This is a genomic window from Actinomadura barringtoniae (assembly GCF_017573505.1).
Taxonomy (GTDB): Bacteria; Actinomycetota; Actinomycetes; order Streptosporangiales; family Streptosporangiaceae; genus Spirillospora; species Spirillospora barringtoniae.
Genome location: NZ_JAGEOJ010000029.1, coordinates 54,790 through 75,565 on the forward strand (window position 1 = coordinate 54,790; position 20,776 = coordinate 75,565).

At 70.7% G+C, this 20,776-nt stretch carries 19 protein-coding genes, 1 tRNA gene and 1 pseudogene; 7 read left to right on the top strand and 14 right to left on the bottom strand.

The annotated features are described in order from the left end of the window. Positions 1-478 precede the first annotated feature (478 nt). The 6 genes from J4573_RS47540 to J4573_RS47565 all read right to left on the bottom strand — a co-directional run bounded on the left by J4573_RS47540 (position 479) and on the right by J4573_RS47565 (position 5,678). Positions 479-554 (bottom strand) — tRNA-Thr (locus J4573_RS47540). 50 nt (positions 555-604) lie between these two features. Beyond that, positions 605-1,519 (bottom strand): 23S rRNA (guanosine(2251)-2'-O)-methyltransferase RlmB, encoded by a 915-nt coding sequence (rlmB, locus tag J4573_RS47545; RefSeq protein WP_208263041.1) that lies wholly within the window; start codon positions 1,517-1,519, stop codon positions 605-607. A 94-nt stretch (positions 1,520-1,613) separates the two neighbouring features. After that, positions 1,614-3,011, bottom strand: a complete 1,398-nt coding sequence (gene cysS / locus J4573_RS47550; protein WP_208263042.1) for a cysteine--tRNA ligase — start codon at positions 3,009-3,011, stop codon at positions 1,614-1,616. A 121-nt stretch (positions 3,012-3,132) separates the two neighbouring features. After that, positions 3,133-3,537: a PPOX class F420-dependent oxidoreductase gene (locus J4573_RS47555; protein WP_243774755.1), complete on the bottom strand. Its 405-nt coding sequence runs from the start codon at positions 3,535-3,537 to the stop codon at positions 3,133-3,135. Positions 3,538-3,596: 59 nt separating this feature from the next. Continuing rightward, on the bottom strand, positions 3,597-4,484 hold the full coding sequence (locus tag J4573_RS47560) for a DUF6585 family protein (protein ID WP_208263043.1): 888 nt from the start codon (positions 4,482-4,484) through the stop codon (positions 3,597-3,599). Positions 4,485-4,487: 3 nt separating this feature from the next. Further along, positions 4,488-5,678, bottom strand: coding sequence for a homogentisate 1,2-dioxygenase (locus J4573_RS47565; protein WP_208263044.1), 1,191 nt, complete (start codon positions 5,676-5,678; stop codon positions 4,488-4,490). A 172-nt stretch (positions 5,679-5,850) separates the two neighbouring features. On the opposite strand from J4573_RS47565, the gene J4573_RS47570 reads away from it, so the two are divergent. Genes J4573_RS47570 through fahA form a run of 3 tightly spaced genes read left to right on the top strand, consistent with a single transcriptional unit; the run spans position 5,851 to position 9,138 of the window. After that, complete coding sequence (locus tag J4573_RS47570) at positions 5,851-7,089, top strand: DUF2637 domain-containing protein (RefSeq protein WP_208263045.1); 1,239 nt, start codon at positions 5,851-5,853, stop codon at positions 7,087-7,089. A gap of 29 nt (positions 7,090-7,118) precedes the next feature. Further along, positions 7,119-7,949 (top strand): hypothetical protein, encoded by an 831-nt coding sequence (locus J4573_RS47575; protein ID WP_208263046.1) that lies wholly within the window; start codon positions 7,119-7,121, stop codon positions 7,947-7,949. Next, on the top strand, positions 7,936-9,138 hold the full coding sequence (fahA, locus tag J4573_RS47580) for a fumarylacetoacetase (protein ID WP_208263047.1): 1,203 nt from the start codon (positions 7,936-7,938) through the stop codon (positions 9,136-9,138). Before J4573_RS47575 ends, fahA begins: the two co-directional genes overlap by 14 nt. Positions 9,139-9,223: 85 nt before the next feature. Here the strand turns inward: fahA and ispF are convergent, their stop codons facing one another. Together ispF and J4573_RS47590 are read right to left on the bottom strand one after the other, a co-directional pair. After that, entirely contained in the window at positions 9,224-9,706 is a 483-nt protein-coding gene (gene ispF / locus J4573_RS47585) for a 2-C-methyl-D-erythritol 2,4-cyclodiphosphate synthase (RefSeq protein WP_208263048.1), read from the bottom strand. 22 nt (positions 9,707-9,728) lie between these two features. Then, positions 9,729-10,211, bottom strand: a complete 483-nt coding sequence (locus J4573_RS47590) for a CarD family transcriptional regulator (RefSeq protein WP_026414839.1) — start codon at positions 10,209-10,211, stop codon at positions 9,729-9,731. A 343-nt stretch (positions 10,212-10,554) separates the two neighbouring features. Between J4573_RS47590 and J4573_RS47595 the strand changes: the two genes are divergently transcribed. Both J4573_RS47595 and J4573_RS47600 read left to right on the top strand, forming a co-directional pair. Continuing rightward, positions 10,555-11,307 carry a hypothetical protein gene (locus J4573_RS47595; protein WP_208263049.1) on the top strand — a complete coding sequence of 251 codons (753 nt, stop codon included), beginning with the start codon at positions 10,555-10,557 and terminating at the stop codon, positions 11,305-11,307. Positions 11,308-11,438: 131 nt separating this feature from the next. Then, positions 11,439-12,287 (top strand): hypothetical protein, encoded by an 849-nt coding sequence (locus J4573_RS47600; protein ID WP_208263050.1) that lies wholly within the window; start codon positions 11,439-11,441, stop codon positions 12,285-12,287. Positions 12,288-12,377: 90 nt separating this feature from the next. On the opposite strand, the gene J4573_RS47605 is transcribed toward J4573_RS47600, so the two are convergent. The 3 genes from J4573_RS47605 to J4573_RS47615 all read right to left on the bottom strand — a co-directional run bounded on the left by J4573_RS47605 (position 12,378) and on the right by J4573_RS47615 (position 15,155). Continuing rightward, positions 12,378-12,905 (bottom strand): hypothetical protein, encoded by a 528-nt coding sequence (locus tag J4573_RS47605; RefSeq protein ID WP_208263051.1) that lies wholly within the window; start codon positions 12,903-12,905, stop codon positions 12,378-12,380. 223 nt (positions 12,906-13,128) lie between these two features. Continuing rightward, positions 13,129-13,800, bottom strand: coding sequence for a winged helix-turn-helix domain-containing protein (locus J4573_RS47610; protein ID WP_504740202.1), 672 nt, complete (start codon positions 13,798-13,800; stop codon positions 13,129-13,131). An 86-nt stretch (positions 13,801-13,886) separates the two neighbouring features. After that, on the bottom strand, positions 13,887-15,155 hold the full coding sequence (locus J4573_RS47615) for a sensor histidine kinase (RefSeq protein ID WP_208263053.1): 1,269 nt from the start codon (positions 15,153-15,155) through the stop codon (positions 13,887-13,889). 192 nt (positions 15,156-15,347) lie between these two features. Between J4573_RS47615 and phoU the strand changes: the two genes are divergently transcribed. Further along, positions 15,348-16,007 carry a phosphate signaling complex protein PhoU gene (gene phoU, locus J4573_RS47620; RefSeq protein ID WP_208263054.1) on the top strand — a complete coding sequence of 220 codons (660 nt, stop codon included), beginning with the start codon at positions 15,348-15,350 and terminating at the stop codon, positions 16,005-16,007. Between the two features lie 362 nt (positions 16,008-16,369). Here phoU and J4573_RS47625 read toward each other — a convergent pair. The 3 genes and pseudogenes from J4573_RS47625 to mshA all read right to left on the bottom strand — a co-directional run. Then, positions 16,370-17,107: pseudogene (locus J4573_RS47625) on the bottom strand (phosphoglyceromutase); the annotation flags it as partial. Positions 17,108-17,162: 55 nt separating this feature from the next. Further along, on the bottom strand, positions 17,163-17,657 hold the full coding sequence (locus J4573_RS47630; protein WP_208263055.1) for a type III secretion system chaperone family protein: 495 nt from the start codon (positions 17,655-17,657) through the stop codon (positions 17,163-17,165). Further along, positions 17,654-19,039 (bottom strand): D-inositol-3-phosphate glycosyltransferase, encoded by a 1,386-nt coding sequence (mshA, locus tag J4573_RS47635; RefSeq protein ID WP_208263056.1) that lies wholly within the window; start codon positions 19,037-19,039, stop codon positions 17,654-17,656. The genes J4573_RS47630 and mshA overlap by 4 nt, the downstream gene beginning before the upstream one ends. 184 nt (positions 19,040-19,223) lie before the next feature. On the opposite strand from mshA, the gene J4573_RS47640 reads away from it, so the two are divergent. After that, positions 19,224-20,768 (top strand): CocE/NonD family hydrolase, encoded by a 1,545-nt coding sequence (locus tag J4573_RS47640; protein ID WP_208263057.1) that lies wholly within the window; start codon positions 19,224-19,226, stop codon positions 20,766-20,768. The last annotated feature ends 8 nt before the right edge of the window (positions 20,769-20,776 follow it).

Sequence of the window (20,776 nt, forward strand, 5' to 3'; positions counted from 1 at the left end):
GCCCTGCCCAGGTCCCCGTTCGCGTGTCCGACCAGCCGCCGGCTCGACAAGCTTGCCCGGCTTGGAAGCGCTACTGGTCGTGGCGAACATCAGGACCCGCTTGGACGTCACCACAACCCACACCGCCGGCACGTGAGCGAAGGCCATGACCCCGATCCCACCCGTGGCCGCCGTAGTCACAAGACCCGTGGCCAGACCGGTGGCCACATTCTTGGCCACGTGCTTCGTCATGTTCCGTTCGAACTGGGCGACGACCAGAACATCAATCGCCTCTCCGTCATTCAAATGGGCGCTTGCGCCTGCCGTACCGGCTGATCATCTGCTGGCCATGATCGCCGGTCAAGGGATCAGTCGCGGGACGTGACGACCGGAAACGGTCGCCCGACCGTGCCCTCCGCGCAGGTCACGGACGCGTCCCCGCGACTATGGGGCGACAGCCGAAGGCCCCTCGCGAGCTTCGCGAGGGGCCTTCTGGTGGTGGAGCCGGCGAGGGGACTTGAACCCCTAACCTTCTGTTTACAAGACAGATGCTCTGCCAATTGAGCTACGCCGGCGGGCTCGTCCGCATCGTAGTCGAACTGGCGGGTGGAGCGCTCGTGGGTATCTAGGCGCGCAGGCGGGAGATCTCGTAGAGGGAGATGCCCGCGGCGACGCCGGCGTTGAGGGACTCGGCCTGGCCGGGCATGGGGATGTTGACGAGCAGGTCGCAGGTGTCGGCCACCAGGCGGCCCAGGCCCTTGCCTTCGGAGCCGACCACGAGGACGAAGGGGCCTGAGGCCACTTCGATGTCGGAGATGGGGGTCTCGCCGCGGGCGTCCAAGCCTGCCACGAAGCAGCCTGCTTGCTTGTAGGCCTTCAGCTGGCGGGTGAGGTTGGTCGCCTGGGCGACGGGGGTTGTGGCCAGGGTGCCTGCGGAGGTCTTCCAGGCGCCTGCGGTGACGCCTGCGGCGCGGCGTTCGGGGACTACTACGCCTGCGGCGCCGAAGGCGGCGGCGGAACGGACGATGGCGCCCAGGTTGCGGGGGTCGGTGATGCCGTCCAGGGCGACGATGAGGGGGTTGTTCTTCTTGAGGAAGTCGTCCGGGTGGGCGTAGCGGTAGGGCTTGACCTGGAGGGCGATGCCCTGGTGAACGGAGCCGTCGGTGAGGCGGTCCAGCTCGTTCTTGCCGGTTTCCAGGAGCGGGATGCCTCGGTCGGCGGCCAGTTGGATGGACTCGCGGACTCGGTCGTCGCCGCCGGACATGACGTAGAGGGCCGTGCCGGGGACCTTGGCCCGGAGGGCTTCGACGACCGGGTTGCGGCCCGTGACGAGCTCGGGGCTCTCACCGTCGGAACGGCGCGCACCGGCGGGGCGGGACGTGCGGGGCTCGGTCGAGCGCTTGGCCGGACGGCCGTCGGGGCCGGCGGTGGGGGTGCCGGTGCGCTTGGCGCTCTTGGCGGCACGGGCCTTCTGGCGCTTGGCGTGCCAGTGCCTGTCCTCGGCCTTGGGAGTGGGTCCCCTGCCCTTGCGCTTTGCCATCGTTCAGTACGCCCCTTGAGTGGATTCGTTCGCCCACACATGTCATAGGGGCGACAGGGCGAATTCCGCCCTCGAACTTTTCGAGTTTACGTGCTTAGTGACGCTTGAGTTCCCAGCGCGAGCCGTGGGGGGTGTCCTCGACCACGATCCCGGCCTCGGTGAGGCCGTCCCTGATGGCGTCGGCCGCCTCGTAATCCTTGCGGGAACGGGCTGCCTGGCGCTGCTGCAGGGCTACCTGAACGAGGGCGTCCACTACCGGGCGCAGGTCGTCTTCGGCTGGGCGGGACCACTGGTCGGAGAGGGGGTCCAGGCCTAGGGCGTCGGTCATTCCCCGTACGGCGGCAAGGGTCTTGCGCACCAGGGGCGAGTCGCCTGCGGCCAGGGCGTTGTTGCCCTCTCGTACGGTCTCGTGCACGACGGCCAGGGCCTGGGGTACGCCCAGATCATCGTTCATCGCCGAGATGAAGGCCTCGGGCAGGTCCGCGGCGGGCGCCTCGGGGCCTACGAGCTCGGCGGCCCGTACGGCGAAGCCCTCGATGCGCTGGTAGGCCGACACCGCCTCGGCAAGGGCCGAGTCGGTGTAGTCCATCAGCGACCGGTAGTGCGCCGAGGCCAGGTAGTACCGGACTTCGGCGGGGCGGGCCTTCCCCAGGAGGTCAGGGAGAAGGACCACGTTGCCCACGGACTTGCTCATCTTCTCGCCGTCGACCGTGAGGAGACCGTTGTGCAGCCAGTAGCGGGCGAAGCCGTCGCCCGCCGCCTGGGACTGCGCGATCTCGTTCTCGTGGTGCGGGAAGATCAGGTCGACGCCGCCACCGTGGATGTCGAACGTGGCGCCCAGGTACTTGGTCGACATGGCCGAGCACTCCAGGTGCCAGCCGGGGCGGCCCTCGCCCCAGGGGGTCTCCCAGGACGGCTCGCCGGGCTTGGCGCCCTTCCAGAGCGCGAAGTCGCGGACGTCGCGCTTGCAGTCCTCGGTCAGGGTGTCGGCGGCCGAACGCATGTTCTCGAGCTTCTGGTTCGAGAGCGAGCCGTAGTGGTCGGCCCAGGAGCGCACGTCGAAGTAGACGTCGCCGCCGGCCGCGTAGGCGTGGCCGTTCTCCATCAGGCGCCGCATCAGAACGATCATCTCGGGCACGTGCCCGGTCGCGCGCGGCTCGATCGTGGGCGGCAGGCAGCCGAGCAGGTCATAGCCCTGCGTGAAGACCCGCTGGTTGCCCTCGGCCACGGCGAACCAGGGGATCCCCTGGTCGGCCGCCACGGCGATGATCTTGTCGTCGATGTCGGTGACGTTGCGCGCGAACGTGACCTCGTAGCCGGACCGGCGCAGCCAGCGCAGCAGGACGTCGTAGATCACGCCGGAGCGGAGATGCCCGATGTGGGGTGAGGCCTGCGGGGTGGCACCACACACGTACATCCCCACGCGGCCCTCTTCCAGGGGCTCGAACGTGCGGACGGTACGGGTGCTGGTGTCGTATAGGCGCAGACTCACAATGTCAGGTTATTGGATGGCCGCCTTCACGCGCGGCCCTGTTGGCCCTGTTGGGCCTGTTGGCCCTGTTGGGCCTGTTGGGCCTGTTGGCCCTGTTGGGCCTGTTGGGCCTGTTGGGCCCTCAGCGGGCGTAGACGTGGCTGGGGGTCACGCGGACGATCACGCGTTCGGCGTCGCCGTGCTCCACCCAGGCCTTGCCGGTGTAGCGCTGCGACAGTTCCTCGATGAGCTCGCCGTCCGGGTCGTCGACGATGGCGGCGGTGCCGCGGATCTCGGCGTAGACGTAGGGGTTCTGCAGGTCGTACGTGGTCAGGTTGACCCTGGGGTCGCGCTCCATGTTGCGGTGCTTCTTGCGGCCCTTGACCGTCGAGAACAGGATGTCGTCGCCGTCCACCTTGGCCCAGATCACGCTCGCCTGGGGCGCGCCGTCCGGGTTGATCGTCGCGACCGTGACGAAGTTGGTCGTGTCGAAGAGCTTGCGCGCCTTGTCGTCCAGCGCCATGGCCGTCCCCCCTGCGTTGATCATGCCTGTCGGTCCGATCTTCGCACGGGCCCTGGAGGTCAGCGGTGGACGGGGTCTCACGGTCAGCGGTGAACGGGGTCCTCGCCCGAGCGGAGCGCCCTGACCTGGCGGCAGACCTCCACGAACGCGACGGCGTTGGGGGTGCCGCCGGCGACGGCGGCCATGGCGCGCAGACCGTCGTGGGTACGGACGTAGACCACGCCGTTGCCGATGCCGACATCGCCGAGCGCGGGCCACGGGACCCGTTCGCCGTCCTTCTCGATGCCGTCCGGGCCCGCCGCGAACGGGCCGATCCGGACGGTCTCGCCGGCCCGGATCCGGTCCAGGGCGTGCGGGACCACGCGGGCGGTCACCTCGGCGACGATCTTCTCGCCGAGCTCCCGTACGTCCGGCAGGTCGTCGTCCAGCTCGATCGTCTCGCCGCTCGTCGTGGCGATCGTGAAGCGCCAGCGGGTGGGGCGGTGCGAGGCCTTCTGAACGCCGCCGACCGTGACCGAGGCGAGGTCGTCCCAGTGGTAGGCGGCGGTCTCGCCGCGTACGGTCACCACCAGGCCCGACTCGTACAGCCGCACGGCCTGGCGCCCGCCCGGCAGCCCGCCGCCCGACCGCGAGCCGCGCCACAGGATCCAGGTCACGCCGCCCAGGTAGGCGACGGCCAGGGCGGTCGCAGGGACGCCGAGCCACAGGTCGCCGGACGCGAGGTACACGGCGGCGGCCGGGATCAGGAACAGCCCGGCGACGCCGAGGGCGATCAGCCAGGCGAGCGCGCGGCGGCGGCCGATCCGGGCGTCGAACGCCCGGATCGGCGCGCCTAGGCGCCGCTGCGCCGCGCGTTCATCGGCCGTCCGGTCCGTACGATCGTCGGCCGTCCGGCGCGCGCGATCATCGGCCCGGCGCGCGCGATCATCGGCCGCCCGGCGCGCGCGTTCGCGAACCCTCCGGGGCGACACCGCTCAGCCCGCCGAGCGCGCCCAGGTCCAGGCGTACTCGGGGTCCTCGCAGCGTCGCGCCGCCGGGCCGAGCGCGAGCGGGCGGAACGTGTCGATCATGACGGCGACCTCGGTGGCCTCGCGGTGCCCGGCCTTGACGGCCTCCAGGACCGCCTCGACCGCGCCGGGCTGCGGGCCGTGCGTGAAGCCGGACGGGTGCAGCGAGATCGACCCGATGCCGATGCCCGAGCCCTTGCGGGCCGTGTAGTCGCCGCCGACGTAGAACATCATCTCGTCGGAGTCGACGTTGTGGTGGTTGTAGGGGATCGGCACGGCCTCCTCGTGGAAGTCCAGCGGCCGCGGGCAGAACGAGCAGATCACGAAGTTCGGGCCCTCGAAGGTCTGGTGGACGGGCGGCGGCGCGTGCGTCCGCTTCACGATGGGCTCGAAGTCGGCGATGTTGAACGCGTACGGGTAGAGGAAGCCGTCCCAGCCGACCACGTCGAACGGGTGGTGCAGGTAGGTCAGCCGGCTCAGCCCGCCCCGGTTCCGCACGATCACCGGCACCTCGCCGCCGTCGGCGATCATTGGGGCGGTCGGCGCGCGCAGGTCGCGTTCGCTGTACGGCGCGTGCTCCAGGAACTGGCCGTACTGCGAGAGGTAGCGCTTGGGCGGCCGTACGTGCCCGCGCGCCTCGATCACCAGCGCGCGCAGCGTTCCGGCGCTCTCGTCGGGCACCCAGCGGTGGATCGTGCCGGTCGGGACGACCACGTAGTCGCCCTCGCGGGCGTCCAGCGCGCCGTAGGTGGACTCGAACCGGGCCGCGCCGGTCTGGATGTAGACGACCTCGTCGCCGGTCGAGTTGCGGTAGAGCTCGCTCGTGCCGGCGCCCGCCACGAACGACACCCGCACGTCCTCGTTGCCGAACAGGATCTGGCGGCCGAGCACCAGGTCACCGCCGACCGGCAGGTCCTGCGTGCGGTAGCCGCGGGGAGCGAGCGGATGGTTCGGAGCGAGGTCGGCGGCCCCGGCCGCGTCGTCCACACCCTCGCTCTTGATGATCGCGGTGGGAGCGTACCGGTGGTAGAGCAGGCTGGAATCGGAGGAGAAACCCTCCTCTCCCATCAGTTCCTCGGCATAAAGGCCACCGTCCGGCCGCCGGAACTGAACGTGGCGCTTCCGCGGGATCTCGCCTACGACCCTGTAGTAGGGCATCGACCGCCTCCTGTCGGGACACCTTTATCCCCTTACCGTACGACTCCCAGCGTGTCGCACGCAGTGAGGGATGATCACCGCGAAGATAGAGGTGCCACACCTCGCCGCGAGACTCCCCCGACCTCTCCGCCCCTTCCCCGCCGACTCCACTCCCCCGAGACGAGTTGAAGAGATGGCCTCTGATCGCTCGACCCCCCAGGGAGCCCCCCGCTACAGCAAGGCACAGCGGAGGCTTCTCACCGTGATGGCCGGCCTGGTCGTCGCAGTGCTGGCCGGCGGCGCGTTCGTGCTGACGTACGACATCCTGCGCGAGCTCGCCCTGGAGGGGCGGGTGAGCCACCGCTGGGCGCCGGTCTACCCGGTCATGGTGGACGCCCTCACGGTGATGACGCTCTTCTCGCTGGTGGTGTCGCGGCACGGGCGCTGGTGGACGCGGCTGCTGCGGTGGACGCTGCTGCTGATCCTGCTCGCCGGGGTCGCCGCGATCGCCGTCCAGCGCGCGGTGTGGGGGCTGGACGATCTGCCCGACGACCAGGTCAAGGCGGGCGTCGCGGTCGCGCCGCACGTGATGCTGCTGATCGCGGTCTGGCTGTGGCTGACGATGTTCAAGCAGATCCGGAACGCCCCGGCCCGTTCCGCCGGGAAGCCCGCGCCGGTGCTCGAGAAGCTCCCCGCCACCGGCACGGTCACCGTCGTCCCCCCGCGCCGCGAGCTAGACACCCAGACCACGGTGGAGTTCGACGACCCGATCGACCCCACCGCCCTCCCCGAACGCGCACCCCGCCCCGAACTGACCGCCCCCGCCACCCCGGCCGAGGCACCCGCCCTACGTGCCACAGGCCCGAGCGCCACAGGCCCGAGCGCCGCAGGCCCGAGCGCCGCAGACTGGCGCGCCGCAGACCAGCCCGCCGCCGAGCTGCCCGCCCCCGACGAGCCCGCCGCAGGCTGGCGCGCGGCCGAGCAGGCGGCCGCCGAGGAGCCGGAACGGGAGGAGCCGCGCGGCGAGGAGTCCGAGGCGGAACGGGCGCGCGACCACCAGGCGCCCGCGCTGCTTCCCACGGACGTGGAGCTCGTGCGCAGGCCCTCCGCCCCCATCTCGGCGGCGTCGCACGCCAAGACGACGCGGCCGGACATCGTCGTGCCGGGCGTTCAGGATCTGGCGGAGGACGACGCGGAGTGGCCGGTCGTCGAACGGGCGGAGGACCCGGACGCCGGGGACGAGGACGACCCGGCGGGCAAGGGGCGGCATCGCCTGCGCGCTCGTTCGGACTCCGCGCCGGAGCCGGAGACCAGGCCCGACCACGAACTCGAGCTCGACACAGGTGACGGCAACGACGATGATCTGCCGATCTGGGACTGGAACCCGCCGTCCGGCAAGTTCCGGAGCTCTCCCCTGCCGCCCTCGGACTGAGCGGGGAGGCCGGGGGTAGGACACCCGGCATGGGGCCCCTGTTCGATCGCCTCGTCGACGACGCCGCGCTCTTTCCGCCCGAACGAGCGCCGATGGACGACGCGCTGGCGGCCTACCGGGCCGCCCTGGCGCAGCCGGACACGATCCTGGGGCGCTTCCTCTGCCCGGCCTCCAGGGTCGCCGAGCTGCGCGCGCACCTGATCCCCGAGGACCTGCTCGACCTGGGGATCATCGCCGACGCCGAGGAGCTTCCCAAGGCCGTCGAGGCGGCCGCGTCCGAGCCTCGCGTGCGCCCGGCCTCGGTCGAGATCGCGCTGCCCGAGGAGGCCGACCAGGCGCGGGCGGTCGCGGTGACGATCGCCGGGCTGCCGTACGAGGAGATCCCCACCTACTTCGAGGTGCGGCGAACGCCGGGCTGGCGGGACGTGCTCGACCGCCTGGCCGCCGCACGCGAGCACGGCGCACCGCTGGCGGCCAAGCTCCGCACCGGCGGGATGGTGCCGGAGGCGTTCCCGTCCACCGCCGAGCTCGCCGCGTTCATCGCCGCCTGCGCCGAACGCGACCTCCCGTTCAAGTGCACCGCGGGGCTCCATCACGCCGTACGGAACGCATCGACCGGCCACCACGGCTTCCTCAACATCCTCGTGGCGACGTCTCAAGCCCCTTCCGGCGCCCTCCAGGAGATCCTTGAAGAGCACGATCCGGCACCCCTGACCAGGGCGGCTCGCGGCGCCGACGCGGCCTTCACACGCCATCTGATGACCTCGTTCGGATCATGCGACATCGCTGTGCCACAAACCGATCTCGGGCGACTGGGATTGATCGGACACGGGAACATAGAACGGCATGACTTGGGTTGAGGTCGACGACGACAGCGGCTTCGGAATGGACAACCTCCCGTACGGGGTCTTCTCGCGTCCCGGCGAGCTGCCCCGGGTGGGCGTGGCGATCGGCTCGTTCGTCCTCGATCTGGCGGGCCTGTCGGCCGACGGGCTGATCGAGAACAACCGCTGGTTCGCGGCCGGCTCCCTGAACGGCTTCATGGTGGCGGGCCGCGCGGCCTGGCAGGCCAACCGCGCCAGGATCACCGAGCTGCTGAGCGACGAGACGTTCCGCGATCGGGTCGAGCCGCACCTGATCCCGCTGACCACCGTCGAGCTGCTGCGCCCGATCGAGGTGGCCGACTACGTCGACTTCTTCTCCTCGCCCGACCACGCCGTCAACACGAGCAAGATCTTCCGCCCGAACGCCCCGGCGCCCGCGCCCAACTGGCGGAGCCTGCCCGTCGCCTACCACGGACGCGCCGGAACGATCTACGCCTCGGGCGCCCCGGTCGTCCGGCCGTGCGGCCAGCGCAAGGTCGACTCCAGGCTCGCCTACGGCCCGTGCCTGAAGCTCGACTACGAGGCGGAGGTCGGCTTCGTGGCGGGCGTCCCGTCCGCGCCCGGAACACGCGTGCCGACCGCAGCGTTCGCCGATCACGTCTTCGGCTTCCTGCTGGTGAACGACTGGAGCGCGCGCGACATCCAGTCCTGGGAGTCACAGCCGCTCGGCCCGTTCCTCGCCAAGTCCTTCGCGACCTCGATCTCGCCGTGGGTCGTTCCGCTCGCCGCCCTGGAGGCCGCCCGCATCCCGCAGCCGCCGCAGGATCCGGCGCCGCTGTCCTACCTGGAGATGAACGAGGACTGGGGCCTGGACCTCACCCTGGAGGTCCTGATCAACGACCAGGTCGTGGCGACGCCGCCGTTCTCGCGCATGTACTGGACCTCGCCGCAGCAGCTCGCGCACGCGACCGTGAACGGCGCCCCGCTCCGCACCGGCGACCTGTTCGCCTCGGGAACGGTCTCCGGCCCCGAACGCACCGACCGCGGCTGCATGCTGGAGCTCACCTGGAACGGCCGGGACCCGATCGACCTGCCGGACGGCACCAAGCGCACGTTCCTCGAGGACGGCGACACCGTCACCATCCGCGCCACCGCGCCCGGCCTCAGCGGCTCCAGGATCAGCCTCGGTGAGGTGACCGGCACCGTCCTCCCCGCCAATCCTTAGACAGGACGGCTCAGGTGGAGACGGCTCAGGTGGAGACGGCTCAGGCGCGCACGACTCAGGTGGGAACGGCTCGCGTGGGCACGGCTCAGGTGGAGACGGCTCCGGCAGGGACGACGAGGGCGTTGGCTATCGCCGCGAGACCTTCGCCCCGGCCCGTGAGACCGAGGCCGTCGGTCGTGGTGGCCGAGAGGCTCACCGATGCGCCGCCAAGCGCCTCGCTGAGGACCTTCTCTGCCTCGGCGCGGCGCTTGCCGATCTTCGGGCGGTTGCCGATGACCTGGATGGCGACGTTGCCGATGACGTGGCCCGACGCGGTGACCAGGCGGTGGACCTCACGCAGGAGGTCGGCGCCCGAGGCGCCCGACCAGCGCGGGTCGGCGGTGCCGAAGACGGCGCCGAGATCGCCGAGGCCGGTGGCCGACAGCAGCGCGTCGCACGCGGCGTGCGCGGCGACGTCGCCGTCGGAGTGCCCGGCCAGGCCCGGGCCCTCGCCGGGCCATTCGAGGCCGGCGACCCAGAGCGGGCGGTCATGGGAAGCGAACGGGTGGACGTCGGTACCGACGCCCACCCGTGGAAGCTGTGAAAGCACGTTAGCTGGCGAGAACCTCGTCGAGGAGGGCCTCGGCCTTGTCCTCATTGGTCTTCTCGGCGAGCGCGAGCTCGCTCACCAGGATCTGCCGAGCCTTGGCCAGCATGCGCTTCTCGCCGGCGGAGAGGCCTCGCTCCTTGTCGCGCCGCCACAGGTCGCGAACCACCTCGGCGACCTTGTTGACGTCGCCGGAGGCGAGCTTCTCCAGATTGGCCTTGTAGCGCCGCGACCAGTTGGTCGGCTCTTCGGTGTAGGGTGCGCGAAGCACCTCGAACACCTTCTCCAGGCCCTCTTGGCCGACAACGTCACGGACACCCACGTCCTCGACGTTCTCAACCGGAACCTGCACTGTCAGGTCGCCCTTGTCGACCTTCAGGACCAGATAGGTCCTTTCCTCACCCTTGATGGTGCGAGTCTCGATGGCCTCGATCCGAGCAGCCCCATGGTGGGGGTAGACGACGGTGTCGCCGACCTGGAAAGTCATGTGACAAGTACCCCTTCCGCTACACCCAGAATAGCACGGACCCAGCGGTGGCTGCACCGACCTTCAGGACAAATGCCCAGGTCAACCCACTAATTGGGGTCTTGACAAAGGTTCTGAATGGTGCATATCACCCCTCCTGGGCGGTCCGCAGCCCCTATGGGAGCGCGGATCCTGCCCGCACCGGACATCTCTCTGCCACCGGGCGCGAAGCAGCTCATACTGGGAGGTGCACAGGCCGGTCCACGCGGGTACGAAGCGCGCAAAAGGTCTTTAACCGGGTAGCGGAAGGACGAAGGGGGCGGCGACCCGCGCGCACGGCGAACTCAAGATAGCGAGGTGCGGAGTGAGGCCAGACGGCGACCCCGAGCCGGACGACTATGGGCTCCCCCATGTCGACGTCGTGGTGCCCGACGACGCCCGCGAGCTCGACCGCGACATCGTCGCCTACCGGCGCGAGGAGCGGCAGCGCAGACGCCGGGCCCGCCTCGCCCGCCTGGCCCGCCCGTTCACCCGGTTCGGCGTGGCCGTGCCGATCATCAGCGGCGCCCTGCTGATCGCGCTGGTCAGCGGGCTGCTCATGACGGCGTTCGGCCCCCGCCCGACGCAGCGCGCCACCGTCCCCACGCGAACCGCCACCCCGACCGCCTCCCCCGGCTATGTCGGCGGCTACCTGCCCACCGGCGTGGTCTCGATGGTCGGCAGGAACCGGCAGCGCGGATCGATCTCGGACATGGCGCACGGCGTGATCGCCGTCGTCCCGCCCGACTGCGGCTGCGGCAAGCTGGTGAACGAGCTGGCCACCCGGACCCAGGAGTCGCACCTGCAGTTCTGGCTCGTGATCGACCGGCGGTACGGCCCGTCGGTCTCCGCCGCGGAGGCCGACAAGCAGCTCCGCGCGCTGGGCGGCGCCGCGCACGGCGGCGTGGTCGAGCTCGTCGACGACGCCACGAACCTCCTCGCGACCACCTATGTACCGGACGGAGCGGGCCCGACCGCGATCCTGGTGAAGCCCGGCCCCATCGTCACCGCCGTGATCCCCGACCCCACCCCGGGCAGGCAGCTCAGCGACCAGGTGAAGGCGCTCACCAACGCATGAGCACGTAAGGGCATCGAAAACCACCCCCGAGGCCGGGCCGCGGCCCCGACCTCGCTACGCTTCCCCTGGCGCTCTCGCGCCGACCCCCGTACTTCAGACGCCCCCATACGCCCCTCGAGGAGTTCGACGCCGTGACCCGTAACAGCCGTCGAGTGGTCGCGCTCGCCATCGCGGGCGCCGTCGCCTTCGCGCCGGTGATCTCCGCCTGCGGCGCCGGCGAGAGCCCTCAGACCGCCGCACCGACCCAGCTCACCGAGGGCGTGAACGCCCACGTGCCGCAGGACGAGAAGGTGTCGAAGATCGACATCCGGAACATGTTCCTGCTCGGCCCGGCGCCCGACCAGACGCTGGCCCCCGGCAGCTCGCTGCCGCTGTACGCCACGGTGATCAACCAGGTCAAGGGGCAGGACAGGCTCGTCGCCGTCACCTCCGACGCGTTCAGCCAGTCGAAGATCGCCGGTGGCGCCGTGGTCCTCCCGGCCGCCGCGCCCTCCGGCAAGGGCAGCGCGGTGTCGCTGCTCGGCGTGGCACCGGCCGCGACCCCGTCCGCCACGCCCACCGGCAAGGCGTCGGGCAAGCCGTCCACCGCACCGACCACCTCGCCGACCACCTCGCCGTCGGCCACGCCGTCGACCTCGGCCTCCGCGCCGGAGACGACGCCGTCCGCCGCCACCGGCACCGGGGGCCTGGCCCCGCTTGTGCTGCTGACCGGTCTCAACCGCGAGGTCCGCGGCGGCGAGAGCGTGCGGCTGCGGCTCCAGTTCGAGCACGCCGGGTCCGTCGAGCTGTCGGTGCCGGTGATCCCGCGCCAGGGCGAGTACGCCACGTACGCCCCGGCCCCCGAGCCCGCCACCCCCACCGCCTCGCCGAAGCCGGGCACCTCCGAGACCGCAACCCCCGGCGGGTCGGGCAGCCCGAGCCCCACCACCTCCGGTGAGTCGGAGAGCCCGTCGCCCTCCACCACGCCTTCCGCGGGCTGACCGCCCCACCGCAGACCACGTACAACGGCCCGTACGGCAATTGCCGTACGGGCCGTTTCTCTCCCCCGTGCCCCCGATGCCCGGGGGTAGTTACTGGGTCTCCATGATGGAGGTCGCGGTCTGGCCGGAGAAGTGCACGTTGACGTTGTGGGGAGCGCGCTGGGCCCACTCGTCGATGCCGTCGATGCCGCACTTGGAGTTCTCGGCGTTCGGCGGGGTGCCGTCGGGGCAGGTGCCGCCCGCGATGGTCAGGCTGGTGTCGGTGGCGGTGAAGAAGACGACGCCGCCGACGCTGAACTTGCCGGGCGCGACGTACCGCAGCCGGCCCCACTTCGAGGTGATCTGCTGGCCGCCGCCCTGGCTGGGCGGGCTGTGCTGGGGACGCGGGGTGCTGGAGTCGCCCGAGCCGTCGGAGCCGTCGGAGCCGTTCCCCGAGTCGCCGTTGGAGCCGTTGCCCGGCGAGGTGGCGCCCGACGAAGGAGTCTGGCTCGGCGCGGGCGCCGAGGCGGCCGGTGAGGAGGGTGACGCCGCCGCGGGCTTGTCGTCGGCGTTGAAGTTGCAGGCCGTCAGGCTGAGCGCCAGTGCCGCCGTCATCCCGCCGATCACGATCTTCCGCATTGGGTCCTCGCTCCCGTCTCGGTGCGCGACCTTGTTGATCACGCTGTACGGGGTGAGATGGGGCGGGGCCCGGCGAAGTTGGCGCGGCGGAACGTGATCAATCCGACCCGGTCCGTTCCGAACTCGCGGCCCGGACCGGGCGTCTGGATGTCCTGAAGGCCCAGAGAAGTTCGCGCCTTTCGCGCCTGATTTCGCGCCTGATTTCGCGCCTTCTGGCGGCGGTTTACGGCTCGAATTTGTAGCCGAGGCCGCGCACGGTGACGATGTAGCGCGGCGTCGAGGGGGTGGACTCGATCTTGGCGCGGAGGCGCTTGATGTGGACGTCCAGGGTCTTGGTGTCGCCCACGTAGTCGGCGCCCCAGACGCGGTCGATCAGCTGCATCCGGGTGAGGACGCGGCCCGCGTTGCGGAGCAGCACCTCCAGCAGCTCGAACTCCTTGAGGGGAAGCTGGACGTGGTCGCCGTTCACGCTGACCACGTGGCGCTCCACGTCCATGCGGACGGGACCGGCCTCCAGCGTGGCGGGGGCCAGCTCCTCCACCTCGCCCTGGCGGCGCAGCACGGCGCGCATCCGGGCGATCAGTTCACGGGTGGAGAACGGCTTGGTGACGTAGTCGTCGGCGCCGAGCTCGAGGCCGACGACCTTGTCGACCTCGCTGTCCTTGGCGGTCAACATGATCACGGGAACGTTGGACTTGGCCCTCAGCTCCCGGCACACCTCGGTACCGGGCAGGCCCGGGAGCATGAGGTCGAGCAGCACGAGGTCGGCACCGTTGCGCTCAAAGATGTCCAGCGCGTCGGGCCCGGTGGCCGCCACGGCCACCTCGAAGCCCTCTTTGCGCAGGTTGTACGACAATGCGTCGGAAAACGACTCTTCGTCTTCCACGACGAGCACTCGGGTCACGGTGTTGCCTCCCGGGCGGTTTCTATTTCGGCGGACCGGCGCGGGCCCCTCGATGTCGTCATTACGGCGCCGGACCTTCAGGGGTTGGGTGGGGTCGGAAAAACGATCGAGGCGTCACCTGCGGCCGGACCGTGGTCGGCCGAGATATCGGCGGGATGCCCGGGCTCCGGCGCGCGCTCGGCGTCGTCGGAGTGGACGTGTTCGCGGGGTGCGTTCAGCAGCGGGAGCCGGATGGTGAAGGTCGAGCCGGAGCCTTCCTTGCTCCAGACCGTCACCTCCCCGCCGTGCTTGGTGGTGACGTGCTTGACGATCGCGAGGCCGAGACCCGTGCCGCCGGTCTGGCGGGAACGGGCCGGGTCGACCCGGTAGAACCGCTCGAAGATGCGTTCCAGATCGCCGTCGGGGATGCCGATGCCCTGGTCGGTCACGTTGATCTCGACGTGGTCGTCCTCGCACTGCCGGGTGGCGACGACCACCCGGGTGTTCTCGGGGCTGTAGGCGACGGCGTTGTCGATCAGGTTGCGGATGGCGGTCGTGAGCAGCTCCTCGTCGCCGCGCACCTTGAGGCCGTCGCGGCCGCCGCTGCTCAGCTCGATGCCGCGGGCGCCGGCCTTGATCTGGCACCGGTCCAGCGCCTCGACGATCACCTCGTCGAGGGAGACCGGATGCAGCTCGGGCAGCGGCTCGTCGCCCTGGATCCGGGAGAGCGTCATGAGGTCCTGGACGAGGTTGGTCAGCCGGACCGACTCCATCTGCATGCGGCCGGCGAAGCGCCGTACCGCGTCGGGGTCGTCGGCCGCGCCCTCGACCGTCTCGGCCAGCAGCGACAGTGCGCCGACCGGGGTCTTCAGCTCGTGGCTCACGTTCGCCACGAAGTCGCGCCGGATCGCCTCGACCCGGCGCATCTCGGTGAGGTCCTCGGCGAGCACCAGGACCAGGCCGTGGGAGCCGAGCGGTGCGACGCGGACGGCGAACCAGCGGCCGTCGGCGCGGCTGCGGCCGCGGCTCGGGCCGACCTGGATCTCGGTCTCGCGGATCTCGCCGTCGCGGCGGACCAGGCGGGCCATCGCCAGCAGCTCGTCCACCACCAGGCGGTCGTCGCTCACCATGCCGAACGCGCGAGCGGCGGAGCTGGCACGCAGAACCCGGTCCTCGCCGTCGACCACGACGGCCGAGGACCGCAGCACGCTCAGCACCGAGGCCACGCCCGGCGGCAGCCCGCTCTGAGGCGCAGGGGGAGCCGTGACCTGCTGGGCTCGCTCGCTCACACGCACCGCCAATCCCGTAGCGAGCCCGATCGCGAGCCCGGCAAGCCCGGTCAGACCTGCGACAATCTCGACCTCCACACTTCGGATCGTAAGTGCCAATCGGGCCCTTCCTGCACCACGGAGGTACACAACACGGTCTCGTTAGCCCAAAGTTCACCTCTTAATACGAGTTAGTTCATGCAGGTCAGGCAGGGTGTGCCATGGACGAATGCGTCCGGACGTACGATGCTGCGTCATAGCAGAACCCCGCCCCTGACAAAGGATGCTTCGTTGCGCGACGCCTACCACGAGGAGCTTGACTCCCTCTCTGACAAGCTGGTCGAGATGACCCGGCTGGTTCGCTCCGCGATGGCCCGGGCCGTGACCGCCCTGCTCGACGCCGACCTGAGGCTCTCCGAAGAGGTCATCAGCGGCGACGAGATGGTCAACAAGATCGACGCCGAGATCGAGGCGACCGTCTTCGACCTCATGGCGCGGCAGCAGCCCGTGGCGGGCGACCTCCGGACGCTGATCACGGCGCTGCGGATGAGCGGCGACCTGGAGCGGATGGGCGACCTGGCGGTGCACATCGCCAAGACCGCCCGGCGCCGCCACCCCGAGTCGGCCGTGCCGCCTGAGCTGCAGGCCACCGTCCTGGAGATGGGCCAGATCGCCGAGCGCATGATCGCCAAGGCGGGCAGCGTCATCGCCGCGAAGAACGTCGAGATGGGCCTGGAGCTGGACGCCGACGACGACGCGATGGACCGCCTCCACCGCAAGCTGTTCGAGATCCTGCTGTCGCCCAAGTGGAAGCACGGCGTCGAGCCCGCCGTGGACATCACGCTGGCCGGCCGCTACTTCGAGCGCTTCGCCGACCACGCCGTCCACGTGGCCGAGGACGTCGTCTACATGGTCACCGGGCAGCGCCCCGAGGAGATCGTCGACCAGTAGGACAACGCCGATCTTGCTCTGAGCGCCCTTTCCGGGGGTGTGGAAGGGCGCTCAGAGCAAGATCGGCGCGGTTCTGGGCGGTTCGGGGCGGTTCGGGGATGCAGAGGATGCGCGAAAGGCCGATCCCGCTGGGCGGGATCGGCCTTCTTGGTGGCTGGGCGGGCTTGCTACTTCTTTTTGCGGCGGCCGCGACCTGACTTGGGCACCGGCTTGAGCGCCAGCGGGTCCGAGCCCGGAGGCGGCGGAACCGGCGGTGTCGGCGGAACGGCGGGCCGCCTGGGCGCGGCGGGGGCGCCAGGCGCCGGGGGCGCGACGGGCGCGCCCTTGGGGGCGGCTCCCCGGGCCGGGGCCTTGCTGGAGGCGCCCTGGTTCTTGACCGCCTCGATGGCGGCCTTGGCGGCCTCCGGGTCGAGGTACTCGCCGCCGCGCTTCAGCGGCGCGAAGTCGTCGTCCAGCTCGTACACCAGCGGGATGCCCGTCGGGATGTTGAGCTCGCTGATGTCCTCGTCGGAGATGTCGTCCAGGTGCTTCACCATGGCGCGCAGGGAGTTGCCGTGCGCGGCGACCAGCACGGTCTTGCCGGCGGCCAGGTCGGGAACGATCGCGTCGTACCAGTACGGCAGCATCCGGTCCACGACGTCGGCCAGGCACTCGGTCCGCGGGATCAGCTCCGACGGCAGGCCCGCGTAGCGCAGGTCGTTCACCTGGGACAGCGGGTCGTTGTCCTTGATCGGCGGCGGCGGGGTGTCGTACGAGCGGCGCCAGATCTTGAACTGGTCCTCGCCGAACTCCTCGCGCGTCTGCGCCTTGTTCTTGCCCTGGAGCGCGCCGTAGTGCCGCTCGTTCAGCCGCCAGGACCGGCGCACCGGGATCCACAGCAGATCGGCGACGTCCAGCGCGATGTTGGCGGTACGGATCGCGCGCTTCAGCACCGAGGTGTGCACGACATCGGGCGTGATGTCGTTGTCGAGCAGCAGGTCACCACCCTTGGTGGCCTCGCTCTCGCCCTTGGCGGAAAGGTCCACGTCCACCCATCCGGTGAACAGGCCCTCCGCGTTCCACACACTTTCGCCATGCCGGAGCAGTACCAGGGTCGCCATGCCTGAAAGCCTATCGGGAGCCCTGGGGCGCCCGAACGTCAGCCAGACCCGGCGGCTAGCGGCGTTCGGGGTCGGCGAACGAGGCGAAGGCCTGCAGGTTGGCCAGGCTCTCGCCGCGCTTGACCCGCCAGTCCCACTCGCGCTGGATGGAGGACTTGAAGCCCCGTTCCAGCGCCTTGTCGAAGTTCTCGTCGGAGTAGGTGAGGACGCAGCCGAGGATCCGGTCGACCTCGTCCGGGGACACGCTCGCGAGCGGCAGCCTGCCGACCAGGTAGACGTCGCCCATCTCGTCGAGGGCGAAGGCCACCCCGTACATCCGGCCGTTCTTCTCCAGCAGGAAGCGGTAGAAGTCGGCGTGGTTCTCGTCCGGGCGGCGGCAGAAGAACGCCTCGACGTGCAGGCTGTGCTCGCCGACGATCAGCCAGGTCATGGTGGCCAGCTTGTGCTGCCCGGGGAGCTTGACGAAGAACGCGCCGGGCCGCGGCACCTCGAACTCGAGCTCGGCGGCCTTCAGCGACTCCTCGATCACGCTCACTGGGTCAGACGTCATGCGGACACCTCGGCTGCGACGGGAACGGTCAGGGACGCGGAAGCGGATGCGGAAGTGGATGTGGAAGTGGAGGCGGACTTGCGGACGGGGGCGGGCGAGAACGTGGTCAAGGCGCCTGTATACACCCCGACGAGCTGATCGACCGTGTGGTCCCAGCCGAGGCTCTGCGCGTGTCGTACGGCGCCACGGGCCAGCCTGGTGTGGCGTACGGGGTCGGCGTGCAGGCGGGCGAGGACTGCGGCGTAGTCGTTCGGGTCGTGCCCGCCGATCAGCAGGCCGGACTCCCCGTCCCGTACGGCCGTGGTGAGGCCGCCGACCGCGGCGGCGACGACCGGGGTGCCGCAGGCCTGCGACTCAACGGCGACCAGCCCGAACGACTCGTTGTGCGAGGGGACGACGGTGACGTCGGCGGCGCGGTACCAGTCGGCGAGCTCCTCCTGCGGGCAGGGCGGCTCGAACCGTACGACGTCGGAGATGCCGAGCTCGGCGGCCAGCGCCTGGAGTCCCTCGGGCCGGGACCGGCCGCTGCCGCTCGGCCCGCCGACGACGGCGACGACGAGCTTGGAACGCAGCGCCGGGTCGTCCTTCAGCATCCGGGCGGCGGCGCGCAGCAGCACGTCCGGGGCCTTGAGCGGCTGGATCCGGCCGACGAACAGCAGCACGTACGCGTCGCGCGGCAGGCGCAGCCGCCGCCGGGCGGGCCCGGTCCGGTGCGGCAGAAGGCCGGTGCTGCGCGACAGCAGGGCCGCCTCGGGGCGGAAGAGGGAAAGATCGACGCCGGGGTTCACGGTGGCCACCCGCGCGGGGTCGGCGCCGTAGAGCTCGACGAGCTCGCGGGCCTCCTTGGCGGTGTTGGCGACGAGCTGGTCGGCGGCGTCCACGACCTGCTGCTCGCCCAGCACGCGGCCTTGCGGCTCGGGGGTGTCGCCCTCGGCGAGCGCGGCGTTCTTGACCTTGGCCATGGTGTGCATCGAGTGCACGAGCGGGGCGCCCCAGCGGCGCTTGGCGGCCAGGCCCGCCTGCCCCGAAAGCCAGTAGTGGGTGTGGAGGAGGTCGTAGTGGCCGGGGTCGTAGGACGCCTCGGTCCGCAGCACGCCGGAGGTGAACCCGCACAGCTCGGCGGGCAGTTCGCTCTTGTCCAGTTCCTCGAAGGGGCCCGCGACGACGTTGCGCACGAGCACGCCGGGCGCCAGTTCGGCGACGGGCGGAAGCGCCCGCGACGTGGCGCGGGTGAAGATGTCGACCTCGATCCCCCGGGCGGCCAGCCGCCTGGCGACCTCGACGATGTAGACGTTCATCCCGCCCGCGTCGCCCGTGCCGGGCTGGTCCAGGGGCGAGGTGTGAACGCTGATCGTCGCGACCCGGTTGACACGACGTGACACGGACACCACCTCCGGTTGTGCAACCTATCGGCCGCTCTAGGTGTTCCCGCCCAGAGAGTCCCATGCGTGACATACGTGACTCCCCGGGCAACAGTGACCCGCGCCACAGTCTGTTGCTACTGACCAGTCAGTAGGTCTTTACTTGCTCCAGCTCTGACAAAAAGTCCAATAGTGGAGGCGCGCAATGCGAAGGCTGCTGGTGGGGGCGGTCACCGCCGGAGTGACGGCGCTGTCGATCACGACCCTCCCTGTGACGAGTGCCACAGCCGCGCACGCCGAGGACAAGGGCGCCACGGTCTCGTACGAGAGCATCCCCGGCGACGGCGGCGCCGCGCTGAAGGCCCTCGTCGTCCGGCCGACCGGCTACGGCACCGGCCGTTCTCCCCTGCTGGTCATGCCCGCGAGCTGGTCGATGCCGCACGCCGAGTACGTGCTCGCCGCGACCAAGCTGGCCAAGGAGTCCGGCTACACGGTCGTCAGCTACACCAGCCGCGGCTTCTGGGACTCCGCCGGAACGATCGAGGTCGCGGGCCGCGAGGACATCTCCGACGTCAGCCGCGTCATCGACTGGGCCGTCAAGAACGCGGGCGCCGACGAGACCCGCGTCGGTGCCGCCGGGATCTCCTACGGCGCCGGGATCAGCCTGCTCGCCGCCGCGTTCGACAAGCGCATCAAGGCCGTCTCCGCGATGAGCGGCTGGGCCGACCTCAAGGCCTCCCTCTACCCGAACGAGACCGTCAACGAGCAGGCCGCCGCCACGCTCCTCCTCGCCGGGAACGTCACGGGCCGCCCCGGCAAGGACCTCAAGCGCCTCCAGGACGCCTACCTCGCCGACAAGCTCGGCCCGGTGCTCCCGCTCGCCACCAACCGCGGCGCCGCCACGTTCGTCCCGCAGATCAACGCCAACCGCCCGGCCGTCATGATCGCCAACCAGTGGGGCGACGGGATCTTCCCGCCGAGCCAGATCGCGGCCTTCTACAACCGGCTCGACGTCCCCAAGCGCCTGATGCTGCAGCCCGGCGACCACGCCACCGGCGAGGCGCTCGGCGCGGCGGGTCTACCTAACGATGTGTGGGCCGCCACCGGCCGCTGGTTCGACCACTACCTGAAGGGCGCCGACAACGGCATCGACCGCGAGACGCCGGTCAACCTCAAGCCCAACAACGGCGGCGGCTGGAAGGGCTACGCGAGCTGGCGGGCCGTGAGCCGCGCCGCCGCCTCGTACCGGCTGGACGGCACCCGCAGGCTCGCCGCGGGCAAGGCGACCGTCGCCGACAGCGGCATCATCTTCGCCAGCGGCGTGGCCCAGCAGGCCGGCATCCAGTGGAAGATCAACGTCCGGCAGGTCGACCCGAAGGCGGGCGCCGTCTGGCAGACCGCCCCGTACGCCAGGGCCACCACGGTCGGCGGCAGCCCGAGCCTGCACACGACCGTGACGCCCAGCGCCGCGAACTCCTCGGTCTTCGCCTACCTCTACGACGTCGCGCCGAACGGCGAGGGCCAGCTGATCTCCCACAAGCCGTACACCTTGCGCGATGCCGCGCCCGGCAAGCCGCGCGCGATCAACGTGAGCTTCGAGCCGGTCAGCTGGACGGTACCGGCGGGCCACCACCTCGCGCTGGTCGTCGACACCACCGACGTCCGCTACCGAACGATGAGCAAGTCCGGCACCGTCACGCTCACCTCACCGGCGAAGGACCCGTCCCGGCTGACCGTGCCCACGTCCTGATCCCTAAT